The 18,781-nt window shown below is 75.6% G+C and carries 11 protein-coding genes; 6 read left to right on the top strand and 5 right to left on the bottom strand.

The genetic code is table 11. The annotated features are described in order from the left end of the window. The coding region (locus tag ACWDRR_RS01040) for a hypothetical protein (RefSeq protein ID WP_449770043.1) at nucleotides 1-301 on the bottom strand (301 nt) is incomplete at its 3' end. On the opposite strand from ACWDRR_RS01040, the gene ACWDRR_RS01045 reads away from it, so the two are divergent. From ACWDRR_RS01045 to ACWDRR_RS01065, 5 genes are all read left to right on the top strand, one after another. After that, complete coding sequence (locus ACWDRR_RS01045; protein ID WP_449770044.1) at nucleotides 302-5,941, top strand: hypothetical protein; 5,640 nt, start codon at nucleotides 302-304, stop codon at nucleotides 5,939-5,941. Between the two features lie 105 nt (nucleotides 5,942-6,046). After that, nucleotides 6,047-7,573, top strand: a complete 1,527-nt coding sequence (locus ACWDRR_RS01050; RefSeq protein WP_449770045.1) for a hypothetical protein — start codon at nucleotides 6,047-6,049, stop codon at nucleotides 7,571-7,573. Nucleotides 7,574-7,745: 172 nt separating this feature from the next. Next, the gene (locus ACWDRR_RS01055) at nucleotides 7,746-11,120 is read left to right on the top strand and encodes a right-handed parallel beta-helix repeat-containing protein (protein WP_449770046.1); all 3,375 of its coding nucleotides are present in this window, start codon (nucleotides 7,746-7,748) and stop codon (nucleotides 11,118-11,120) included. Next, nucleotides 11,117-12,439, top strand: coding sequence for a S8 family serine peptidase (locus ACWDRR_RS01060; RefSeq protein WP_449770047.1), 1,323 nt, complete (start codon nucleotides 11,117-11,119; stop codon nucleotides 12,437-12,439). Before ACWDRR_RS01055 ends, ACWDRR_RS01060 begins: the two co-directional genes overlap by 4 nt. 159 nt (nucleotides 12,440-12,598) lie before the next feature. Further along, the gene (locus ACWDRR_RS01065) at nucleotides 12,599-13,231 is read left to right on the top strand and encodes a sigma-70 family RNA polymerase sigma factor (RefSeq protein ID WP_449770048.1); all 633 of its coding nucleotides are present in this window, start codon (nucleotides 12,599-12,601) and stop codon (nucleotides 13,229-13,231) included. Nucleotides 13,232-13,299: 68 nt separating this feature from the next. Here the strand turns inward: ACWDRR_RS01065 and ACWDRR_RS01070 are convergent, their stop codons facing one another. Then, nucleotides 13,300-13,569, bottom strand: coding sequence for a hypothetical protein (locus ACWDRR_RS01070; protein ID WP_449770049.1), 270 nt, complete (start codon nucleotides 13,567-13,569; stop codon nucleotides 13,300-13,302). Nucleotides 13,570-13,665: 96 nt separating this feature from the next. Next, complete coding sequence (locus ACWDRR_RS01075) at nucleotides 13,666-14,052, bottom strand: barstar family protein (protein ID WP_449770050.1); 387 nt, start codon at nucleotides 14,050-14,052, stop codon at nucleotides 13,666-13,668. A 490-nt stretch (nucleotides 14,053-14,542) separates the two neighbouring features. On the opposite strand from ACWDRR_RS01075, the gene ACWDRR_RS01080 reads away from it, so the two are divergent. Then, nucleotides 14,543-16,117 (top strand): chitinase, encoded by a 1,575-nt coding sequence (locus tag ACWDRR_RS01080; RefSeq protein WP_449770051.1) that lies wholly within the window; start codon nucleotides 14,543-14,545, stop codon nucleotides 16,115-16,117. 94 nt (nucleotides 16,118-16,211) lie between these two features. Here the strand turns inward: ACWDRR_RS01080 and ACWDRR_RS01085 are convergent, their stop codons facing one another. Then, the gene (locus ACWDRR_RS01085) at nucleotides 16,212-16,715 is read right to left on the bottom strand and encodes an ATP-binding protein (RefSeq protein ID WP_449770052.1); all 504 of its coding nucleotides are present in this window, start codon (nucleotides 16,713-16,715) and stop codon (nucleotides 16,212-16,214) included. 255 nt (nucleotides 16,716-16,970) lie between these two features. After that, nucleotides 16,971-18,563, bottom strand: coding sequence for a CehA/McbA family metallohydrolase (locus ACWDRR_RS01090; RefSeq protein WP_449770253.1), 1,593 nt, complete (start codon nucleotides 18,561-18,563; stop codon nucleotides 16,971-16,973). Nucleotides 18,564-18,781 lie beyond the last annotated feature (218 nt).

The raw sequence follows: 18,781 nt of genomic DNA on the forward strand, positions 1-18,781 counted from the left end.
GCGGGAGCGGGAGGAGGCTCAGCGTCAGCGCGAGGAGGAAGAGGCCCAGCGCCAGCGGGAGCGGGAGGAGGCTCAGCGTCAGCGCGAGGAGGAAGAGGAGGCCCAGCGTCAGCGGGAGCAGGAGGAAGCGCAGCGTCAGCGCGAGGAGGAAGAGGAGGCCCAGCGTCAGCGGGAGCAGGAGGAAGCGCAGCAGCAGGAACAGCCCGTCGTCGAGCCGTTGATCACACCCGCACCGGTCCCGGAACCGACACCGCTGCCGCCGGCCCGGGTCGCCGAGGACGGGGTGCTGTCCGCCGCGCACATGGTCACCGCTCTGGGCCTGCGGGACGCCAACCTGGTCGAGGAGATCAGGACCAGGATCGCCGAGGTCGTCCCCGGTGATCCGGTGCACGTCGCCCGGCTCGCGCAGACACTCGCCGAGACCGTCTTCAGCGCGGCCGGTCTTCGGGCGGAGCTGACCGCGCTCTCCCGGGGCCACGTCATCCACGTGCCCATCGGTACGGACGCCCGCGACGGCACGATCGCCGTCCACGCGCGCGTCGACGGGCTCACCTTCGCGCGCCGGGACGAGAAGTTCGAGTACGAGAACGGTGCCGACCGCCAGTCGACCCTGACGACGGAGTCGGGTCGCCGCTGGCGGGCCGGCCTCGGAGTGCAGGCCCAGCAGGGCTTGTCCAAGTTCTTCCGGATCTTCGGTTCGGCCGGCCGCCAGTGGGACTGGGTCAACGGGGCCGGGCTGTCGCTCGGCGGGCGGACCTTCTCCCGGGCGAAGACCGCCGAGCCGAGTGCCGTCTTCAACGGGACGCTGCACCTGACGGTGGAGCACCGCCGGCCCTACGGCCCGGCGGCCCGGGCGTCGGAGCTGAAGAGCGCCAGGCCGCTGGAGGTCCCCCTGGAGGTCGCCATCCCGCTGCGGGAGACGCTGGACGGGAACGGCGCGCCCTTCGCGCCCGCGGCGGCGGGGACACTGCATCCGCCCGCGGCGGTCCGCAGGAGCCTGCGTCTCGGGGGCTCCCACGTGCTGCTGGACGTCTACTCCGTCGAGCAGGAGCGCGCGCTGCCGCGGTCGAGGGGGGAGGAGCAGGGCGACGGCATCGAGATGCGGCCGCTCCGGACCGCTCCGCCACGGACGGCGGCGGTGGACGACGGCACGGGTGTGGGGAGCGGCGGGTCGACCGCCGTCCACCCGGCGCCGGTCGGATCGGAGGCGACCGCGACCACCGGGATCGCACCGAACGACGGTGGCCCGCCGCTGCGGCGGGGCCGGTTGCTGGAGGGAGTCCTCGACGGGCTGTCGGCCGCGGACAAGGCGAAGCTGGGCGCGGACAACCTCCGGACGCTGTCGGACCGGCTGGTGGCCGAGGTGGACTTCACCCGTCTGCACCAGGAGCTGAAGAGCATGATGTCCGGCGAAGCGCTGGTCGTCAGGGTCCCCGGTACCGATCTCTGGGCCGAGGTGACCGCCACGGTGAAGGAGATGCGGCACGTCTCCACCACCGGGGACACCGAGTTCAACGTGGGCACCGGTGCCCAGCTGACCAGCGTCCGCCAGAAGGTCAAGGGCGGGCTCTGGCACGCCCAGGGGGGTGCGGGCGGAGGCAACGACATCGCCGGCATGTCACTGGCCGGGGGCGGTCGACGCGGGACCGACGTCGTGCAGATCTCGGGGCACACGCTGGAGACCGGGCTGACCACCAAGACCAAGGAGCCCGGCGTCGTCTTCGAGGGCGTCAGCGACCTCCGGGTGGTGGTCAGGAAGGGAGGAAAGCCCTTCCTGGAGCCGGTCGGACAGTCGGTCGGATTCCGGGCCGTCATCCCGCAGAGCGAGATCGGAGCCCCGGGGCCGGCGGATGCGGCGACCGGCGGCGGGAACGGCCCGGGGCACTTCCGGGCAGCGGCCGGGCAGCAGCCCGACCTCGCTCCGGCCGAGCGGCCCGTGACCCCGGGCGAGGTGCTGCGCCACCCTCCGGTGACGGTCTGGTCGGCCGACGGCGGGGGGCTCGACTCGACCGTCGTCGTCCGTGACGTCGTGTCGGTCGAGGCGCTGCGCAGGGACCTGGAGGAGAAGGGGGCCGACTTCTTCGGGAGCGTGTGGCCGGAGATCCGGGCCGAGGTGATGCAGCTGGTCAGCCAGCCGATGGTGGCCTCGCGGCTCACCGCGATGACCCGGGGGGAGGAGTTCGGTCTGGCCTCCTTCAACCGGTCCAAGATGTCCGCCGCGCTGGCAGCCCTGGTGAAGCGGGGCATCGGCGTCACCGTCACCGCCGAACTGCAGCAGATGACCCATCTGCGGGGGAGCGACCGGGCCGAACTCACCCGGCAGAACGAGAGCAGCAGTTTCAGCTCGGAGCGCCGGGTGGCCTCCCGGCACGGAGTCGGCCAGGGGCAGCTGAACCTCGGCCCCGGGAACCAGGGGACGGGCTACGTCGGCCCGGGCGGCCAGGAGCGGCTGCGGACCGGGGTCCGCGCGGCCGGCTCGGACAAGGTCTACGGCAACGGCAAGTTCGCGGTCCCGCAGGACATCTTCGACGCCGGCGTGCAGCTGCGGGTGACCCTGACCCGGGGGACGACGGAGGTCGTGGCCGAGGCGCCGGTCCGGGTCGAGGTGAGCCTCGACCGCCGCCAGGTCGGCGAGTACCGCGTGCCGGCCGACGAGGTCGCGCAGGGTGCCGCCTTCACCCGGGCCCGGCCGGGGAACGCCGCGCAGGAGCAGGTGAACCCGCCGGCCGGCGAGAACGTGCCCTACGCCGAGATGAGCGCCTCGGACGTGACCCACCGGCTGGAAGGGGCGACCGCCGTCAAGACCGCCGTGGCGGCGAGCCTGGAGCGGAGTTTCGGCAGGCTGCCGGCGGACGTCGCGCGGATTCTCGGGGAGCGGCTCGGGCCCGGTGCCCTGCAGGCGAACCTGTCGCAGCTCAGCCGGGGCGGGGACGTCACGGTGAAGGTCGCCGGCAGGCTCTGGGAGGCCGAGGTCACCGTCTCGGCGCGCCTGGCGGACCAGGCCAGGCGCACCGACACGATCGGCAGCTTCGAGTCCGAGGTCGGCACCCAGAACAAGATCGGCCACGGCGTCTCCCACGACCGGCGGGACCGGTCCCTGCTCGGGATCGGCGGGACCGGCAGGGCGACCCCGCCGGACCTGACCGCCCCGCTGGACAACGCCGGCGGGTACGTGCGCCGGGACGACGCGTCGACGGGCTTCTCCCTCGACAGCGCCGGCAGTACGACCAGCAGGGGGAAGACCACCGAGCAGGCCGAGGTCCTCACCACGACGGCGACGCTGGACGTGCGGATCACGAGCCGTCGGATCAGCATCCCGGGCCTGCCCGACAACCACGTACGACTGGCCCCGATCGAGGTCGGGGCGACCGTCATCCGCCCGGTGCACGACCGGCCGTCGCCGACCGGTGAGGCGCATGCGACACCCGTCAGGGTGCCGCAGCGCATCGAGAACTCCTACGTGCTGGGCTCCGCCGACTACCTCACCAACGTCTTCGACCCGCATCGGAGGGAACCCGGCGGGAACACCAGGGGCTTCGGCGAGTCCGTCCTCGGGCGGGCCCCGAGGGGCGAGACGCTCTTCGACGGCAAGACGGCCGCCGAGTGGCTGGACGGGCGCGGCCGCTCCGGCATCCGGGGCAAGTTGCTGGACGTGCTCACCCCGAACGGCCTCCACGAGCAGCTCAAGGCCATGATGGCGGGCCGCCGGGTGGTGATCGGCGACGGGGGCGTCACCATCCGGATCGGGGCTTCCCTGGACAGCCTGCGGAACACCGGTGCCACCCGGACGACCGAGTTCAACACGGGCGCGCAGGTGGAGCACACCTACGCCGCCGCGGACGGGGTGACCGGCGGAGGCGGCGGTACCGGCCACTCCGTCGCGGGCGGGGTCGCCGGCAGGGCCGGCACCTGGTACCTCGGCGGCTCGCTCAGCGGGGCGACCGGCGCCGAGCACCAGGAGCAGCGGACCAGCCGCTCCGGTGCGGGGAACGCGACGAAGGCCAAGATCCCCGGCAGCGTCTTCACCGGCGAGGCGACCCTGCACTTCATCGTCGAGCGCCGGTCCCTGACGGGCGGGACGAGTTACGGCTACTTCACGCGGAAGGTCGGTGTCGAGGCCCTCGTGGACCGGGCGGAGACGCGGCCGGCCGTTCCGGTGGTGCCGGCCGAGACGGCGCCCACGACCCCCGGGGGCGTCGTGCCGCCGCGGCCGGCCCAGCCCGATCCGAACGACTTCGCGGCCAAGGGGCCGGGGGAGCGCACCCGTATCCCCCGGACGCCCGAGAACCTCGGCACGGACAACGGCGTCGTCCTCAAGCCGCCGGCCCGCCTCTGGTCGAGCGGTCTGGCGGACTCCGACGTGGTCCGCTCGCTGGGCGGGGCGGACGGTCTCCTGGGCGTGGTCGCCGCCGGGAAGTCGTACTTCGGTGCGGACGGCTGGAGCCGGATCAAGGACGCCGTCGAGGGGATCGTCGACCCGGTCAGTCTCGCCGGGCACCTCAACACGGAGCTCCGCCGACAGGCCGAGAGGGCGGCGGACACCACCGCGGAGGCGGTGAACACCACCGAGGAGGCGGTGAACACCGTCCAGGGGGGCGGGCAGAACCCGGCGGGGCCGAACGCCGGGCTCGCCACCTATGCGATCGGCCCGGTCGAACTGGCCGGCGGTGCCGGAGTGGAGGTGCGGCTGACGATCAAGGAACTGGAGTACCAGCGCACCGACAGCAGGGCCGAGATGAGCCCGTCGGGCGGCACCGCGGGTGGTGCGAGCAACACCGCGCAGCGCTCGTTGCAGGCGGGCGGCCGCTTGACGGCCGGCCCCACCTGGGGCAAGGGCAGCGACTTCGCCGGCCGGTTCACCGGGAACGCCGATCTGGCCTACCAGAGCAGGCACGACCTCTCGACCGCGTCCGGCGGCCAGGTGCTCGCCAACGCCAAGGTGCCGACCAGCATGGCCCGGTACACGGGACACGTCGAGGTGGAGGTGACGTTCGCCGACGGGGCCAAGGAGCCCCGCACGCAGAGGGCCATCGTTCCGATCATGGTCGACATCCCCGAGCGGGAGACCACCAGGACCGAGATCCCCGGCGACGGCTACCTCGTGTTCCACGACGGCGCGCCGGACGGCGAGGTCCGGCCCAGTGAGGCGGACCCGCGCCTGCTGCAGCGCATCGCCGAGGCGGCGGGATGGGACACGACGGCGCCGGCGCAGCACGAGAACCTGCTCCGCACGGCCCGCGTCGGCCGGGCGCTCTACGGTGACACCTTCATGGAGAGCGGCTCGGAACGGGAGGTCCGGGCCGGGGAACGGCCTTCCGAGGAGCAGATCCGCTCCCGGGCCCGGGGTATGGCCCGGCTCGTCGGGATGGCCGGAGGCACCGGGCAGCACGCCGTGCTCGACACCGTCCGGTCGCTGATGCGCGGCGACGCCGTGGACGACGCCGGGCGCGGCGACGCCGCGCGGGCGGCGGTTCGTGCGATCGGTGCCGCGGAGGACGGTCCGGTCCTGACCGTCGAGCAGTTGGACGCCCTGCTGTCCCACCCGGTGGCGGAGCACACCCCCGCGCCGGAGCCGGCACCGGCGGGCCACCCGAACACGATCGCGGTCACCGAGACCGCCCTGCGGGCGGACGGCACGAGCCGGCTGACCCAGCGGATCAGGCAGCTGGTCGGCACCCTCGGGGAGACGGACCCGCGACTCGTGCTGGAGGTCACCGCCGAGCCCGGCTCGCGCCCCACCGCGGAGTGGGTGAGCAGGACCAGGGCCGACCTGGAGCGGATGCTCCGGTACGAGCTGCGGTCGGTGCCCAGGGACGTCGAGGTGCTGGTGAGGCTCGTCAGCACCGCCGCGACCGGCGCCGAGTGGGGTTTCCGGGTGTCGCCGCCGCCCAGGAGGGACACGGCGGACACCGTCTTCTCGGCGCTGATGGGTCGTGGGTGAACCGCCGGGCCCGGCCCGGCCGTAGGTACGGAGTGGAAGCGTCGGTGGCCCTGTCGGCCGGGCGCTTCCGTCGACAGGGACTGCATGCGGAGCCGAGGAGCTGCGGTGGGCACGAGCACGAGTGGAAACGGGGCTCAGGGCGGGACGGCGAGCATTCAGCTGCCGTCGGTGGCCTGGGAGATGGAGGAGGAGGCGGGCACGGCCGGTGCGGCGCCCGCTCCGGCGGCAGCCGTGCCGCCGGCCGCCGTGCTGCCCGCGGCTCCGCCGCCGGTCGTGCCGCAGTACGGGCAGGTCGCCGCCGTGCAGACCGGCCCGGTCGCGGCCGCGGCACCTCCGGTTCCGCCGACCCCCGTCGTCCCCGGCCCGGTGCTCGCACCGGCGCCCGACCCCGGCTTCACCCCCGGCCCCGGCCAGGGGGCCGACCCGGCCGGCCCCGCGCCGGCCGCGCGCCCGGACCGCTTCAGCCGGGCCCGGCTGAAGCGACCCGTGCTCGTCGCCGCCGCCACCGCCGGCGTGGTGCTGATGGGCCTGCCGTTCCTGATCACCGACGGCAACCGGACGGGCAAGGACGGGACGGGCGACAACGTCGGCCTGAGCCAGGCGGACCAGCCCCTCGCCGACGGGCCCGAGCTCGGTGACCCCGTGCCGACCACGCCGCCCACCGATCCGAACGCCTCCGGCGCTCCCGCCGATCCGACGCTCGTCCCGGACCCGACCACGGGAGCCCCGACCGCGCCCGGGACGGAGGGCACCCCCGAGGGCGTGCCCGGCACCACCCCGGGCAACGGTGCCGCCCCGAACACCGGCGGTGCGCCGGCCCCCAGCACCAACCTGCTCTCCAAGCCCGGCAACACGCCCGCCACGGGCGCCAAGCCGCCGACGACCGGCGGCACGGGCGGTACCGGTGGCGGCAGCGGCACCGGTGGTACCAGTGGCACCGGTGGCACGGGCGGTACGGGAGGCACGGGCGGTACCGGCAGCACCGGTGGCACGGGCGGTACGGGCGGTACCGGTGGCACCGCGCCGCAGCAGCCCGCCCCGCAGCAGCCCGCGCCCCAGCAGCCCGCCCCGCAGCAGCCGGCGCCCCAGCAGCCCGTCCCGCCGAAGGCCGCCGCACCCACCTTCAACGCCGTCGCCGGCACCGGCTGCAGCAACTCCGGCGCGAGCTACGCCCAGTACGGCCAGTGGACCAACGGCTCCACCGGCTGGACGGTCAACTCGGCCGGGGGCTACTCCGGTTCGGGCTGCAACGGCAAGTACGACTCGGTGCCGATGAGCGGCGACGGCAAGGACAACGGCAACTCGGTGGTGTGGACCTTCACCACCGCCCCGGTCACCAGCGGCAGCTGCAAGATCTCCGTCTACGTCCCCAACAGCAGCGACCGCAAGCTGGTGGGTGGCAAGCCCACCTACTACACCGTGCAGAACAGCTCCTCGCCCGGCAGCGGCACCATCGCCGACTTCAAGATCGACCAGAGCGCGTACCGGGGCACCTGGGTCAGTGCCGGCACCTTCGCGGTGAGCGGCGGCCGGATCGCGGTGATGATGCACGACCGGGGCATCGACTGGGGCGGCGACGCCGACAAGGCCCACCACGCGGGCTCCGCCGTCCGTGCCGAGTGCAGCGGCTGACGGGCGTTCGGATCATCACCGGATCCCCCCGGGCCGGCAGCGGGTCACTCCACCCCGGTAGCGGACCGGTCGGGCCGAGCGCCCGACCGGTCCGGGGCGTCACCGGGCCGGTCCGGCCCACCGGCGAATCGGTCCACGTCATCGACGGATCAAGCGAAAGGAAGGCCACGCCATGTCGCGCCACGTGCTGACGGTGTGCCCGGAGCAGCGGGACGGCCGGTACCGCACCATCGGCGAGGCGCTGGCGGCGGCCCGCAGCGGGGCGGTGATCTCGGTGCGCCCCGGCCGGTACGAGGAGAACCTGGTGATCAGCAAGCTGGTCACCATCACCGCCGCGGAGGCCCGGGGCAGCGTCCGGATCACCGCCCGGCGGGGCTGCGTCGTCCAGGTCACGGCCGAGGCGGTGCAGCTGACCGGCCTGATCCTGCAGGGGCAGGACGAGGAGATGCCCGCCATCGACGTGCCGCGCGGCCAGGCCGCCGTCCAGGACTGCGAAGTGGTCGGGAGTTCCTGGACGGCCCTGCTCACCCGCGGGGACGGCACCCTGGCGATGCGCGGATGCCGGGTCACCAACCCGGCGGGCGCCGGCATCGTGGAGACCTCCAGCGGTACCAGCATCATCGAGGACTGCGTGATCGAACACCTCGGCAGCTCCGCCGTGGTGATCGGCGAGCGCGCCAACCCGCTGCTGCGCAACTGCGTGCTGCGCGACGCGCGCGGCAACGGCATCTGCGCCAACGGCGACGCCCGGGGCACCTTCGAGGGCTGCGAGATCTCCGTCACCGACAAGCCCGGCATCGCCCTGGAGGAGCGCAGCACCACACGGCTGGTGCGCACCGCCGTCCGCGACACCACGATCGGCATCTACATCAGCTCCTCCGCCCAGGTCGTCCTGGAGGACTGCACCGTCACCGCCACCTCCGGCCACGGCATCGCGCTCGCCGCCGGCACCGACCCGCAGCTGCGCCGCTGCCGCGCCTCCCGCACGGCGGGCCACGGCATCCACGTCACGGCCCGCTCGCGCGGCACCTTCGAGGACTGCGAGGTCGACAGCGCGCAGGGCACCGGCATCTGGGTGGGCGAGTCGTCCGGCCCGACACTGGCCCGCACCGTCGTCCGGGACTGCGGCGCCGACGGCGTGGAGCTGACCGGTGACAGCTCCGCTGACTTCGACCGGCTGGAGGTGCGGGACGTCGCCGGCAGCGGCGTGCTGATCACCGACGGCGCCAACCCGCGACTGCGCCGGGTCGCCGTCCACCGCGCGAAGGGCGACGGCATGACCGTGATCCGGGACGGGCGCGGGCAGTTGGAGAACTGCGAGGTGCTGGACGCGGGCCGGGCCGGCCTGCGGTTCGCCGAGGGCGCGGACACCCGGGTCGGCGCCACCGTGGTGCGCGGGTCCGCCGGGTCCGGCGTGCTGCTGGGCCGGGTCGGCACGGCGACGCTGCGCGACTGCGAGGTGTCCGAATCGGCCGAGGACGGCATCACGGCCGAGGACGGCGCCGAACTGACCTGCACCAGGGTCCGGGTGACCGGCAACCGCCGCCACGGCGTGCGGATCGGGGCCGGGGCGCGGGCCGTGCTGGCCCAGCTCACGGCGACCGAGAACACCGGCGACGGCGTGCGTACCGACTCCGGCGAGGCGGTCCGGCTGACCGGCTGCACGCTCTCCCGCAACCGGGGCTCCGGCCTGCGCCAGAGCGCGCCGAGCGAGCGGCTCGCCCTGGAGGAGCTGGTCAGCGAGGAGAACGGTCTGCCGGACGCGCACGGCACCGCCACCGCCGGCTCGACGCCCGCCCCCCGGGCGGCGCAGCAGGCCGGGGCCGCCCCCGGCGCCGGCCAGGCGGCGCCCGGCGAGCCCGCCGCGGAGAGCGCGCCCGCGCAACCGGCCGCCGCCCCCGGCCCGCTGGAGGTGCTGGAGTCACTGGTCGGCCTGGCCGGCGTCAAGGAGCAGGTCGCCACCCTGGTCAACCTCAACAAGCTGGCCCGGCGCCGGGAGCTGGCCGGCATGCCCGCCCTGCCGATGAGCCGGCACCTGGTCTTCGCGGGCCCGCCCGGTACCGGCAAGACCACCGTCGCCCGGCTCTACGGCAGCATCCTCGCCGAGCTGGGCGTGCTGCGCAGCGGGCACCTGACCGAGGTGGCCCGCGCCGACCTGGTCGCCTCGATCATCGGCGGCACCGCGCTCAAGACCACCGAGGTGTTCCAGTCGGCGCTCGGCGGGGTGCTCTTCCTCGACGAGGCCTACACGCTCTCGGCGGGCTCCGGCGGCAGCGGGCCGGACTTCGGGCGGGAGGCGATCGACACCCTGGTCAAGCTGATGGAGGACCACCGGGAGGACATCGTGGTCATCGTGGCCGGCTACTCCGCCGAGATGACCGACTTCCTCGCCTCCAACCCGGGCCTGGCCTCCCGCTTCAGCCGGACCGTGGAGTTCGCCAACTACGCGGTGGACGAGCTGGTCACCATCGTCGAGCGGGCCGCCGCCGGGCACGGCTACGAACTGGCCGACGGCGCCCGCGAGGCCCTCACCGGACTGTTCGAACGGATGCCCAAGGGCGAGGACTTCGGCAACGGCCGGGCGGCCCGCAAGGTGTTCGAGGAGATGGTCGACCGCCAGGCGACCAGGCTCTCGACCGAGGCCGAGATCTCCGACGAGGACCTGGCGCTGCTGGTCCCCGAGGACGTCGCCCCGGCGGAGCCCGCGCAGGAGGCCAGGAAGGACGGCACCGAGCTGCTCGCCGAGTTGAGGGCGATGGTCGGCCTGCCGGCCGCCAAGGAGCAGGTCGAGGACCTCGTCAACCTGATCCGCCAGGTCCGCCGGCGGGAGGAGGCCGGGCTGCCGACCGCGACCATCAGCCACCACCTGGTCTTCGCCGGCCCGCCCGGTACCGGCAAGACCACCGTCGCCCGGCTCTACGGACAGCTCCTCGCCGAGCTCGGCGTGCTGCCGGGCGGCCAGCTGATCGAGACCGCCCGCTCCGACCTGGTCGGCCGCTACGTCGGCCACACCGCGCAGCTCACCAAGGAGGCCTTCGACCGCGCCCGCGGCGGGGTGCTCTTCATCGACGAGGCGTACACGCTGACGCCGCGCCATGGTGGCGGCGGCGACTTCGGCCAGGAGGCGGTGGACACCCTGATGAAGCTGATGGAGGACCACCGGGACGAGGTGGTGGTGATCGTCGCCGGCTACGACGACGAGATGCAGCACTTCCTGGCCTCCAACCCGGGCCTGGCGTCCCGCTTCTCCCGGCAGGTCGACTTCGGCCACTACACCGACGCCGAACTCGTCACCATCGTCGGCCGGCACGCCGAGAAGGCCGGCTACACCTGCGCGCCGGAGACCCTGGCGGCGCTGGAGCAGCTGTTCGCGGCCGTCCCGAGGGACCGCACCTTCGGCAACGGGCGCTTCGCCCGGCAGGCCCTGGAGGGCATGATCACCCGCCAGGCGGGCCGGCTCGGCCGGCTCGACTTCGCAGACCTCTCCGAGCTCAGCCTGCTCCTGCCGCAGGACATCGCGGTGGAGCGGTTGGGCAGCGCGGTATGAGGCGGCGTCGGGGAGCGGCCGGCCCGGCGGGGCCGACCGCTCTCCAGCGCCGGCGCCGGGCCGGGGCGGCGTCCGCGGTGTGCGTCGTCGCGCTGCTGGCCCCCGCCGTGCCGGCCGCCGGCGCTTCGTCCGACACCCCGGCGCCCGCGCCCGCGGCCTCCGCCGCGCCGTCCGCGACGGCGGAGCTGCCGCCGATGGGCCAGACCCTCCCCGACGTCCGGGAGACCGGCTGCCGCAAGCCGTCCACCCGGACCGCCGACCGGGCCCCCTGGGCCCAGGTGTACCTGCGGCCCGAGGCGGCCTGGCCGTTCGGCCGGGGCGCCGGGGTGACCGTCGCCGTGCTCGGCTCCGGCGTGGACGCGTCGGCGGGCACCGGGTCCGGTGCGCTGGCCGGGCGGCTCAAGCTCGGCCCCCGGGTGCAGGGCCAGGGCGACTCCGGCCAGGACTGCGTGGGCCACGGCACCTTCCTCGCCACCCTGCTGGCCGGCCGGCGTCCCTCCGACGCGGGGCCGGCCGGCATCGCCCCGGAGGCGACGGTGCTGGCCGTCAGGGTGACCGACGACGCCGGGACGACCACGGCGGACCTGCTGGCCCAGGGCATCCGGGCGGCGGCCGACGGCGGCGCCCGGGTGGCCGTGGTCGGGAGCCCGGCGGCGGCGCCGGCCCAGGCCCTCGCCGACGCCGTCGAGTACGCCGCGGCGAAGGGCGTGCTGCTGGTCGCCCCGGCCGGGCCGGACGGCCAGTCGGCCAAGGGCCCGGTGTACCCGGCCGGCTACCCCGGCGTGCTCGCGGTGGCCTCGATCGGCCCGGGCGGAGCGCCCTCCGGCGCGTCCGGCGTCAGCGACACGGGGGCCGGTGCCGCGGCGGCCCCGGGCGGCCGGGTGGACCTCGCGGCACCCGGCGAGGGCCTCCAGGCGGCCGGGCCGGGCGGGGGCCACTTCACCGCCTCGGGGCCCAGCGGCGCCGCCGCCCTGGTCGCCGGAGCGGCGGCCCTGCTGCTCTCCCGGGAGCCCGGCTGGACGCCGGCCCAGGTGGTCGAGCGGCTGAAATCGACCGCTTACCGGCCGGGTTCGGCCCTGCCCGACCCGGCCCTCGGCTGGGGCACGGTGGACGTGGTGGCCGCCGCGACCGCCCAGCCCCCGGTCACCGGCGCGCCGCGGGCCGCCACCGACCCGGTGACCGTCCCGCCGCCCCCGGACCGCACCGCCGTCACCCGGGCCTCGGCCCTGGCCGGGGCGAGCGCCGGACTGGTCGCGGTGGTCGCCCTCGCCGCGGCGGCCCTCCGGGCCGGCCGCCGGCGGTCCCGGACCGCCCGGTAGCGGGCGCCCGGGCCACCGCCAACGCCCCGTCACGAGGTCCGTTGGCGGAGCGTTGGTCCGGTGTTGGCGGTGGCTGGAAACGTATCCGGCCAAGGGGGGAGGGGCAGCCGCAGCGGCTGTCCGTCGTATCGACCAACCGTTGCGAGGGGCTCAACCGCCGTGGCCATCGACGCTACCGTTCACGCCGAGGACACCCACCGGGCAGCCGGGGAGACCGCGGAGGCGGGGGAGGCCGGGGGAGCCCCGGACACCCCCGCCGACCGCGCGGACCGGCCCACCCTCGACCAGCACACCCTGGCCGAGCTGTACCGCCTGCACGGCGGCTACCTGCTGCGCGCGATGCTGCGCGTCACCAGCGGCGACCGGGGCAAGGCCGAGGACATCGTCCAGGAGACCCTGCTGCGCGCCTGGCAGAACCCGGCCGCCATCCGCCGGGGCCCCGAGTACAGCCGCCCGTGGCTCTTCACCGTGGCCCGCCGGATCGCCATCGACCACTTCCGGATGCAGGCCGCCCGCGCCCAGGAGGTCGCCGACGACGCCCCCGAGGAGCACGCCGGCACCCACGACCCCTACGACGAGGTGCTCGCCGCCCAGGACATGGCGGTCGCGCTCGCCGAACTGCAGCCGCACCACCGCGACGTCCTGGTCGAGCTCCACATGCACGGCCGCTCGATGGCCGAGGCCGCCGCCGTCCTCGGCGTCCCGGTCGGCACCGTCAAGTCCCGCAGCTTCTACGCCGTCCGGGCCCTCCGCCCGATCCTCGAAGCCCGCGGCATGGCATCGGCGAGGTAGCACCCCACCCCGCAGCCCGACATCCGTACGGGGCCCGGAGGCGCACGCCGCCTCCGGGCCCGTCGGCCTCAGGAGCGGGCCACGCGGTCGCAGTACGGGCACACCCGGTCGCTCCACTGCGGCGGGTACCACGGCGCGCCGGGGTCGGGTGCCCGGTACGGGTCCCTCCGCATCCGGCTGGTTCCCATCCCGCACAAGGTCACGTCGCCCGGACTCCCGGTCGCCTCCGGGTCGGCCCGTGTCGCGTGAACGGCGCGCACGCTCTCGACGTAGTCGGTGGTGTCACCGATCGCCGAGGTGCGGACGAGTTCGGGTTCGAGGAGGACGAGGATGCTCACCACCCCACTCTGGCCGTACGGGCTGGTGGGCGCACCTCGGTGCCGGGCGGACCGGCCCCGGGTGGGGCCGTCGTCGCACTGCGTCACCCGGATGACTCAGCGCAGCCGCAGGGCCCCGGGGGCGCGCTCCTCGAAGATCTCGACGAGCCAGTCGAAGACCGTCGGGCCCTCCCCGGCCCGGGCGGCCCGGAGCTGCTCGGCCACGGCCGGGCGGTTCGAGGGGTGGCAGCGGGCGAGGCGCAGTTCGAGCTGACGTGCCGTCTCCGGGTGGCCGAGGGCGTGCCGGGACGCCTCGTGGTCGCGCCACTCGATGTGGTAGTCGCCGTCGTCGGGGGTGCCGAAGCCTCCGGACAGACAGTCGGCGAAGGCGTCGAGGTTCCGCCCGAAGTAGCCCCCCGGGCCGTTGACGGCCCGGCCGATCTCGCGCCAGAAGTCTTCCAGGGTGGTGATGCGGGTGCCGTCCAGTACGTAGGTCGTGGTCACGGAACCGAGCCTAGAGGTCCGGGGGGCGAACCAGATCGCGCCGACCGCCGCTGCGCTGACCTCAGGAAATCCTCCGCACCGCTGAACCGCGGCGCGGGCCGCGTCCGTTCTCCAGGGTGGCGGTACCGCCACCGGCGCTCGTCCCCCCGTGCGGGCGCCGGTTCAACCGCCTTCGGATGGTGGTCAACTCCGGTTCGGTCCGGCACTGCTGACGATCAGTCCGGTGCGGAGAGCGTGAACCGGGAGGCGCGGCCCGTCCGTAGCTACAGCTGAGAGCCGCGCCCGGCGTACGGCGCGCGGCGTGTCCCGGGCCCACCGGCCCAGGCCTCGCGTCCGGCTCCGGCCACGGAACTCCCGGCTCCCGCGCCCCGGCGGGATCCGGGCCCCCTGGCGCCCCGGCGGTGCCCTTGTGGGAGGGCACCGCCGGGGCGCTCCGCGTGTCGGACGCCGGGCCGGTCCGCCCGTCCGCTCCCAGCCCAGGAGAGTCCCGATGCCCAAACACCGGCTCACCCGCCGCCGACGCATGGCGGCGGCCTCCACCGCCCTCGTCGCCGGCGCCGCGCTCATCCTCACGCAGTACGAGGCGCCCGCCGCCGTCACCGCCGACACCGCGGACCCGATCGGCCTCAACGCCGTCTCCGAGTACCTCGGCTGGGGCGACGCCCCCGACCCGGTCGCCGTCATGAAGGCCACCGGGCTGCGGCAGTTCGCCCTCTCCTTCGTCCTCTCCGGCGGCGGCTGCGACCCGAAGTGGGACGGCAGCCGCGCCCTCACCGGGGGCGGCGACGAGAAGACGATCAAGCGGATCCGCGCCGCCGGCGGCGAGGTCCTCGCCTCCTTCGGTGGCTGGGACGGCGCCAAGCTCGGCGAGCGCTGCGCCACCGCCGCCGAACTGGCCGCCGCCTACCAGAAGGTGGTCGACGCCTACGGCCTGAAGGCCGTGGACATCGACATCGAGTCGACCGAGCTGAGCACCCCCGAGGTGCGCAAGCGGGTGGTCGACGCGCTGAAGACGCTGAAGGCCAAGAACCCCGGCCTGCTCGTCTACGTCACCTTCCAGGTCGACCGGACGGGCCCCGACGCCGACGGCGCCGACCTGATCACGCTCGCCGCCAAGGCCGGTCTGGTGGTGGACGGTTGGACGGCGATGCCGTTCGACTTCACCGGTCACGACGGCACCATGGCGGCCGCGACCGTCACCGCCGTCACCGGCCTCCAGCAGGCCGTCGCCGCCGCCTACGGCTGGGACGACGACAAGGCCTGGCGGCACTCCGGCCTCTCGTCCATGAACGGCCGCACCGACCAGCAGGGCGAGCAGCTCACACCGGCCGACTTCCGCTCGGTGCGGGACTTCGCCGCCGGCCGTCACCTGGCCCGGTTCGGCTTCTGGGCGGTCAACCGCGACCGGCCCTGCGCGGGCGACACCTTCACCACCGCGACGTGCAGCGGCGTCCAGCAGGCCGCGTACGACTTCACCCGGATCGTGGCCGGCTACCACGCGGACTCGCTGCCCGGCGGCGACGCCGGCTGCCCGAGCCCGTCCGCCATCACCACCCTGCCCCCCGGCCCCGGCCGGACCATGTGGCCCCTGCCGACGCCGACCACCGCCCGGCCCGCCGACGCGGCGCCGTCGGCCGGCGAGCCCAAGCCCTCGCTGCCCGGCATCGCGACCGGCACTCCGACGCCCGCCCGGACGGCCTGCGTCCCGCCGAGCTCACCGCCGGCCACCGCCCCGCCGACGCCGGTGCCCACCGGCGCGCCCACGACGGCGACGACGACCGCTCCGGTGAGCCCGGGGGCGACCACGACGTCCAAGCCGCCGGTGACCCCGGCCGGTCCGGCCACCACGACGACCACCCCGCCCGCCCCGGCCGCGGTGGAGTCGCCCACCCAGGCCGCCGGCGGGGCCCCCGCGCCCGCCGCGCCGGGCGGCGGCTCGCTCGCCTCCACCGGTGCGGGCGCCACCGACATCCTGCTCACCACCACCGGCGCCCTGCTCTTCCTCGGCGGCGCGCTCGGCCTGGTCGGCACCCGCCGCCGCGACCCGGAGCAGCTCGCCGGCTGAAGGGTGATGACGGAACGCTGAAGGCTGAAGGCGGACGACGCGCGGCCCTCGGCACCCCGGTGGATCGGGGTGCCGAGGGCCGCGTCCGTCGGGTTCACCAGCCGAGCAGGAAGGCTCCCCGGGTCAGGCCGGCGAGGACCGTCCTGGCCGTCACCGCGGGCTGCGCCGCAGTGTCCACCGTGTGCCGGTCCGGCGGGCCCGGCTCCCCGGGGCCGTCGCCCGGCCGCAGCACCACGTAGTGCAGGGTCGCCCCGGTGATGCGGCTCTCGCGGCGCAGGACGTCCAGCGCCTGCGGTGCGAGCGTGGCCTCCAGCACCACCTGGTAGCCGCCGGTGGCGAAGGCGAAGGCCGCCTGGGTGGCGGCCGCCAGGGCCGTCTCGTTCTGCCGGCGGGCCTGCGGCAGGTGCGCCGCGACGAACCCCTGCCGGATGGCCTTGCGGAAGTCGTCCGCCCGCAGGTGCACGCTCGGGTGCAGCGCGTTCGCCAGCAGGGGTGCGACCGTGCCGCTCCCGGCCCCGGCCGGGTCGGCGAGGACGACGACGCCGCCGGCGCCCCGACCGCCCCCGAGCTCCGGCCCACCTACGGTCGTACGGTTCACAGCTGCTGATCCCTTCGCGGGCCGGGGGCGGGACGAGGTGCCGGGGGAGGGGCGGCGGCCGCAACGCTCGGGCCGGCCGGAAACGTACGGGCGGCCGGACCCGGGTTCGGCAGCCGGACCAGGGTACGGACAGCCGACCGCCTCGTCCCTACGACTGACTGCTGTCGGAGATCAACCTAGTCCACGCCGGTGCCCCGAGTCCTCCCCCTGCCGATCCTCGGACCGCTCCCCCCGCCGGTCCTCCGGCCGGCCCGCCTACCGGTCCTCGGACCGCTTCGGCGACCGCAGCACGATCGGGTTGGTCAGCGCCGCCATCGGACCCCACGGGAGGTCCGGCCCCATCGCGTTGCCCCGGCCGGGCGTCCCGTCCGCCCTGGGGTGGCGGACCTCGGCCCGGACGTACGCGGCGAGCGAGGCGGTGGTCCGCCAGACCACCGTGCCGGTGCCGTCCGCCGGCAGCGACTCCTGGTGCAGCTGGCCCTCGTCGGTCAGGAGGCGGACGGTGCCGCCCGGCACACCGGACACCGCGAGCCGCACGTCCACCGGCGCGTCCGCCGGGACGGTCAGCTGCTCGCCGATGCCCGCCTGGCGGCCCTGCCCGGTGGCGGTGAAGTCCAGCTGGACGGAGGCCGATTCGGCCAGCCAGCTGCGGCCGGCCCGCAGGCCTTCGAGGATCGCGTCCCGGGTGAGGTCCTCGGCCCGGACGACGGTGTGCGGGGAGCCGATGACCTGCGGGGCGCTGTGCGCGTCGCTGTTGCCGACGGCCGGCAGCCAGGGCCGCCCCTCGCGCAGCGCGACGGCGAGCTGCGCGTCCCAGGTGTCCACCGCCGACTCGTCGTCGTACGTCCACGGCCCGTTCCAGACCTCCACCGCGTCCGCGTCCTGGTAGCCGAACTTCCACTGGCAGGCCACGTACGGGCAGTACGGGTGCGCGGGCACCACCAGGCCGCCCTGGCGGCGGACCTGCCGGGCGAAGCGCGGGAACGCCTCGTCGCGCGCCCGGTAGCGCCAGTCGACGAGCTGCCCCGGCTCCAGGCCCAGCGCCAGCCAGTGGCCGTTGCGGGTGGTGACCTCCTCGCCGAGCACGATCAGCAGGTCGGGGCCGGCCAGCGGCCCCCAGACGCCGTGCGAGGAGGTGGTGTTGTGGTCGGTCGAGACGATGAAGTCCAGCCCGGCGGCCCGGGCGCCCGCCGCCACCTCGGCCGGGAGCCGGCGCCCGTCGGAGTGCACGGTGTGCAGGTGGGAGTCGCCCCGGTACCAGGCGCGCCCCCGCCCGCGGGCCCGCTCCGGCGGGTAGGACGGGGTGAACTCCGGCCCCGGCGCGCCGGACCGGAGCGTGACCTGGACGCGGTAGTCGAGCCCCTGCGGCGCGACCTGGTAGGGGCCGAGCACGATGTGCCACCGGCCGGGGCGGACCGGGCCCGGCAGGTAGCCGGGCGTTGCCTGGTCGCGGGCGACGGTGAACTCGGTGCGGAACCCGCCCGACCAGCCGCGGAAGCCGCGCCCGCCGAGTTCGGTGCCGCGCTCGTCGAAGAGGCCGATGTCGCAGGAGTTGCCGGGCGTCCCGGCGGGGACGGCGGGCTTGTCGTAGCTGTAGGAGACGGCTATCTCCCGGACGCCTTCCGGGACGTCGAACGGCAGGAGGACGAAGTCCGGGGCGCCGGTGGGGAGGTGGCCGGCGAGGGTGATCGTCCGCTCGGGTGCCGCGTCGGCGGCTCCGGCGGGCCCGGCGGCTCCGGTGGCTCCGGCGGGCACGGCGGCCGCCAGGCCGAGGGCGGTGACGGCGCCGGTGGCCAGACCGGTCCGGAGCAGACCACGCCGGTCGAGCCCGGGCGGGGCGGCGGCCATCCGGTCGGCCGGTGCCCCGTCGGTCGGTGCCCTGCCGGGCTGCGGTGAGTCGGGCCGGGCGGCCCCGGCGGGGGTGTCGGCGTCGTGGTCGGCGGGGCGGTCGGTGTCGCGGTCGGTCATCGGAGCCTCCGGTCTCGGGCGGACACCGGCGGCGGGCGGGCACCCGGCCGGTACGCCCGCCTCCCTACCCCCGCCGGTGAACCGCCGGTGAGCCGGGC

The organism is Kitasatospora sp. NPDC003701 (genome assembly GCF_053587085.1).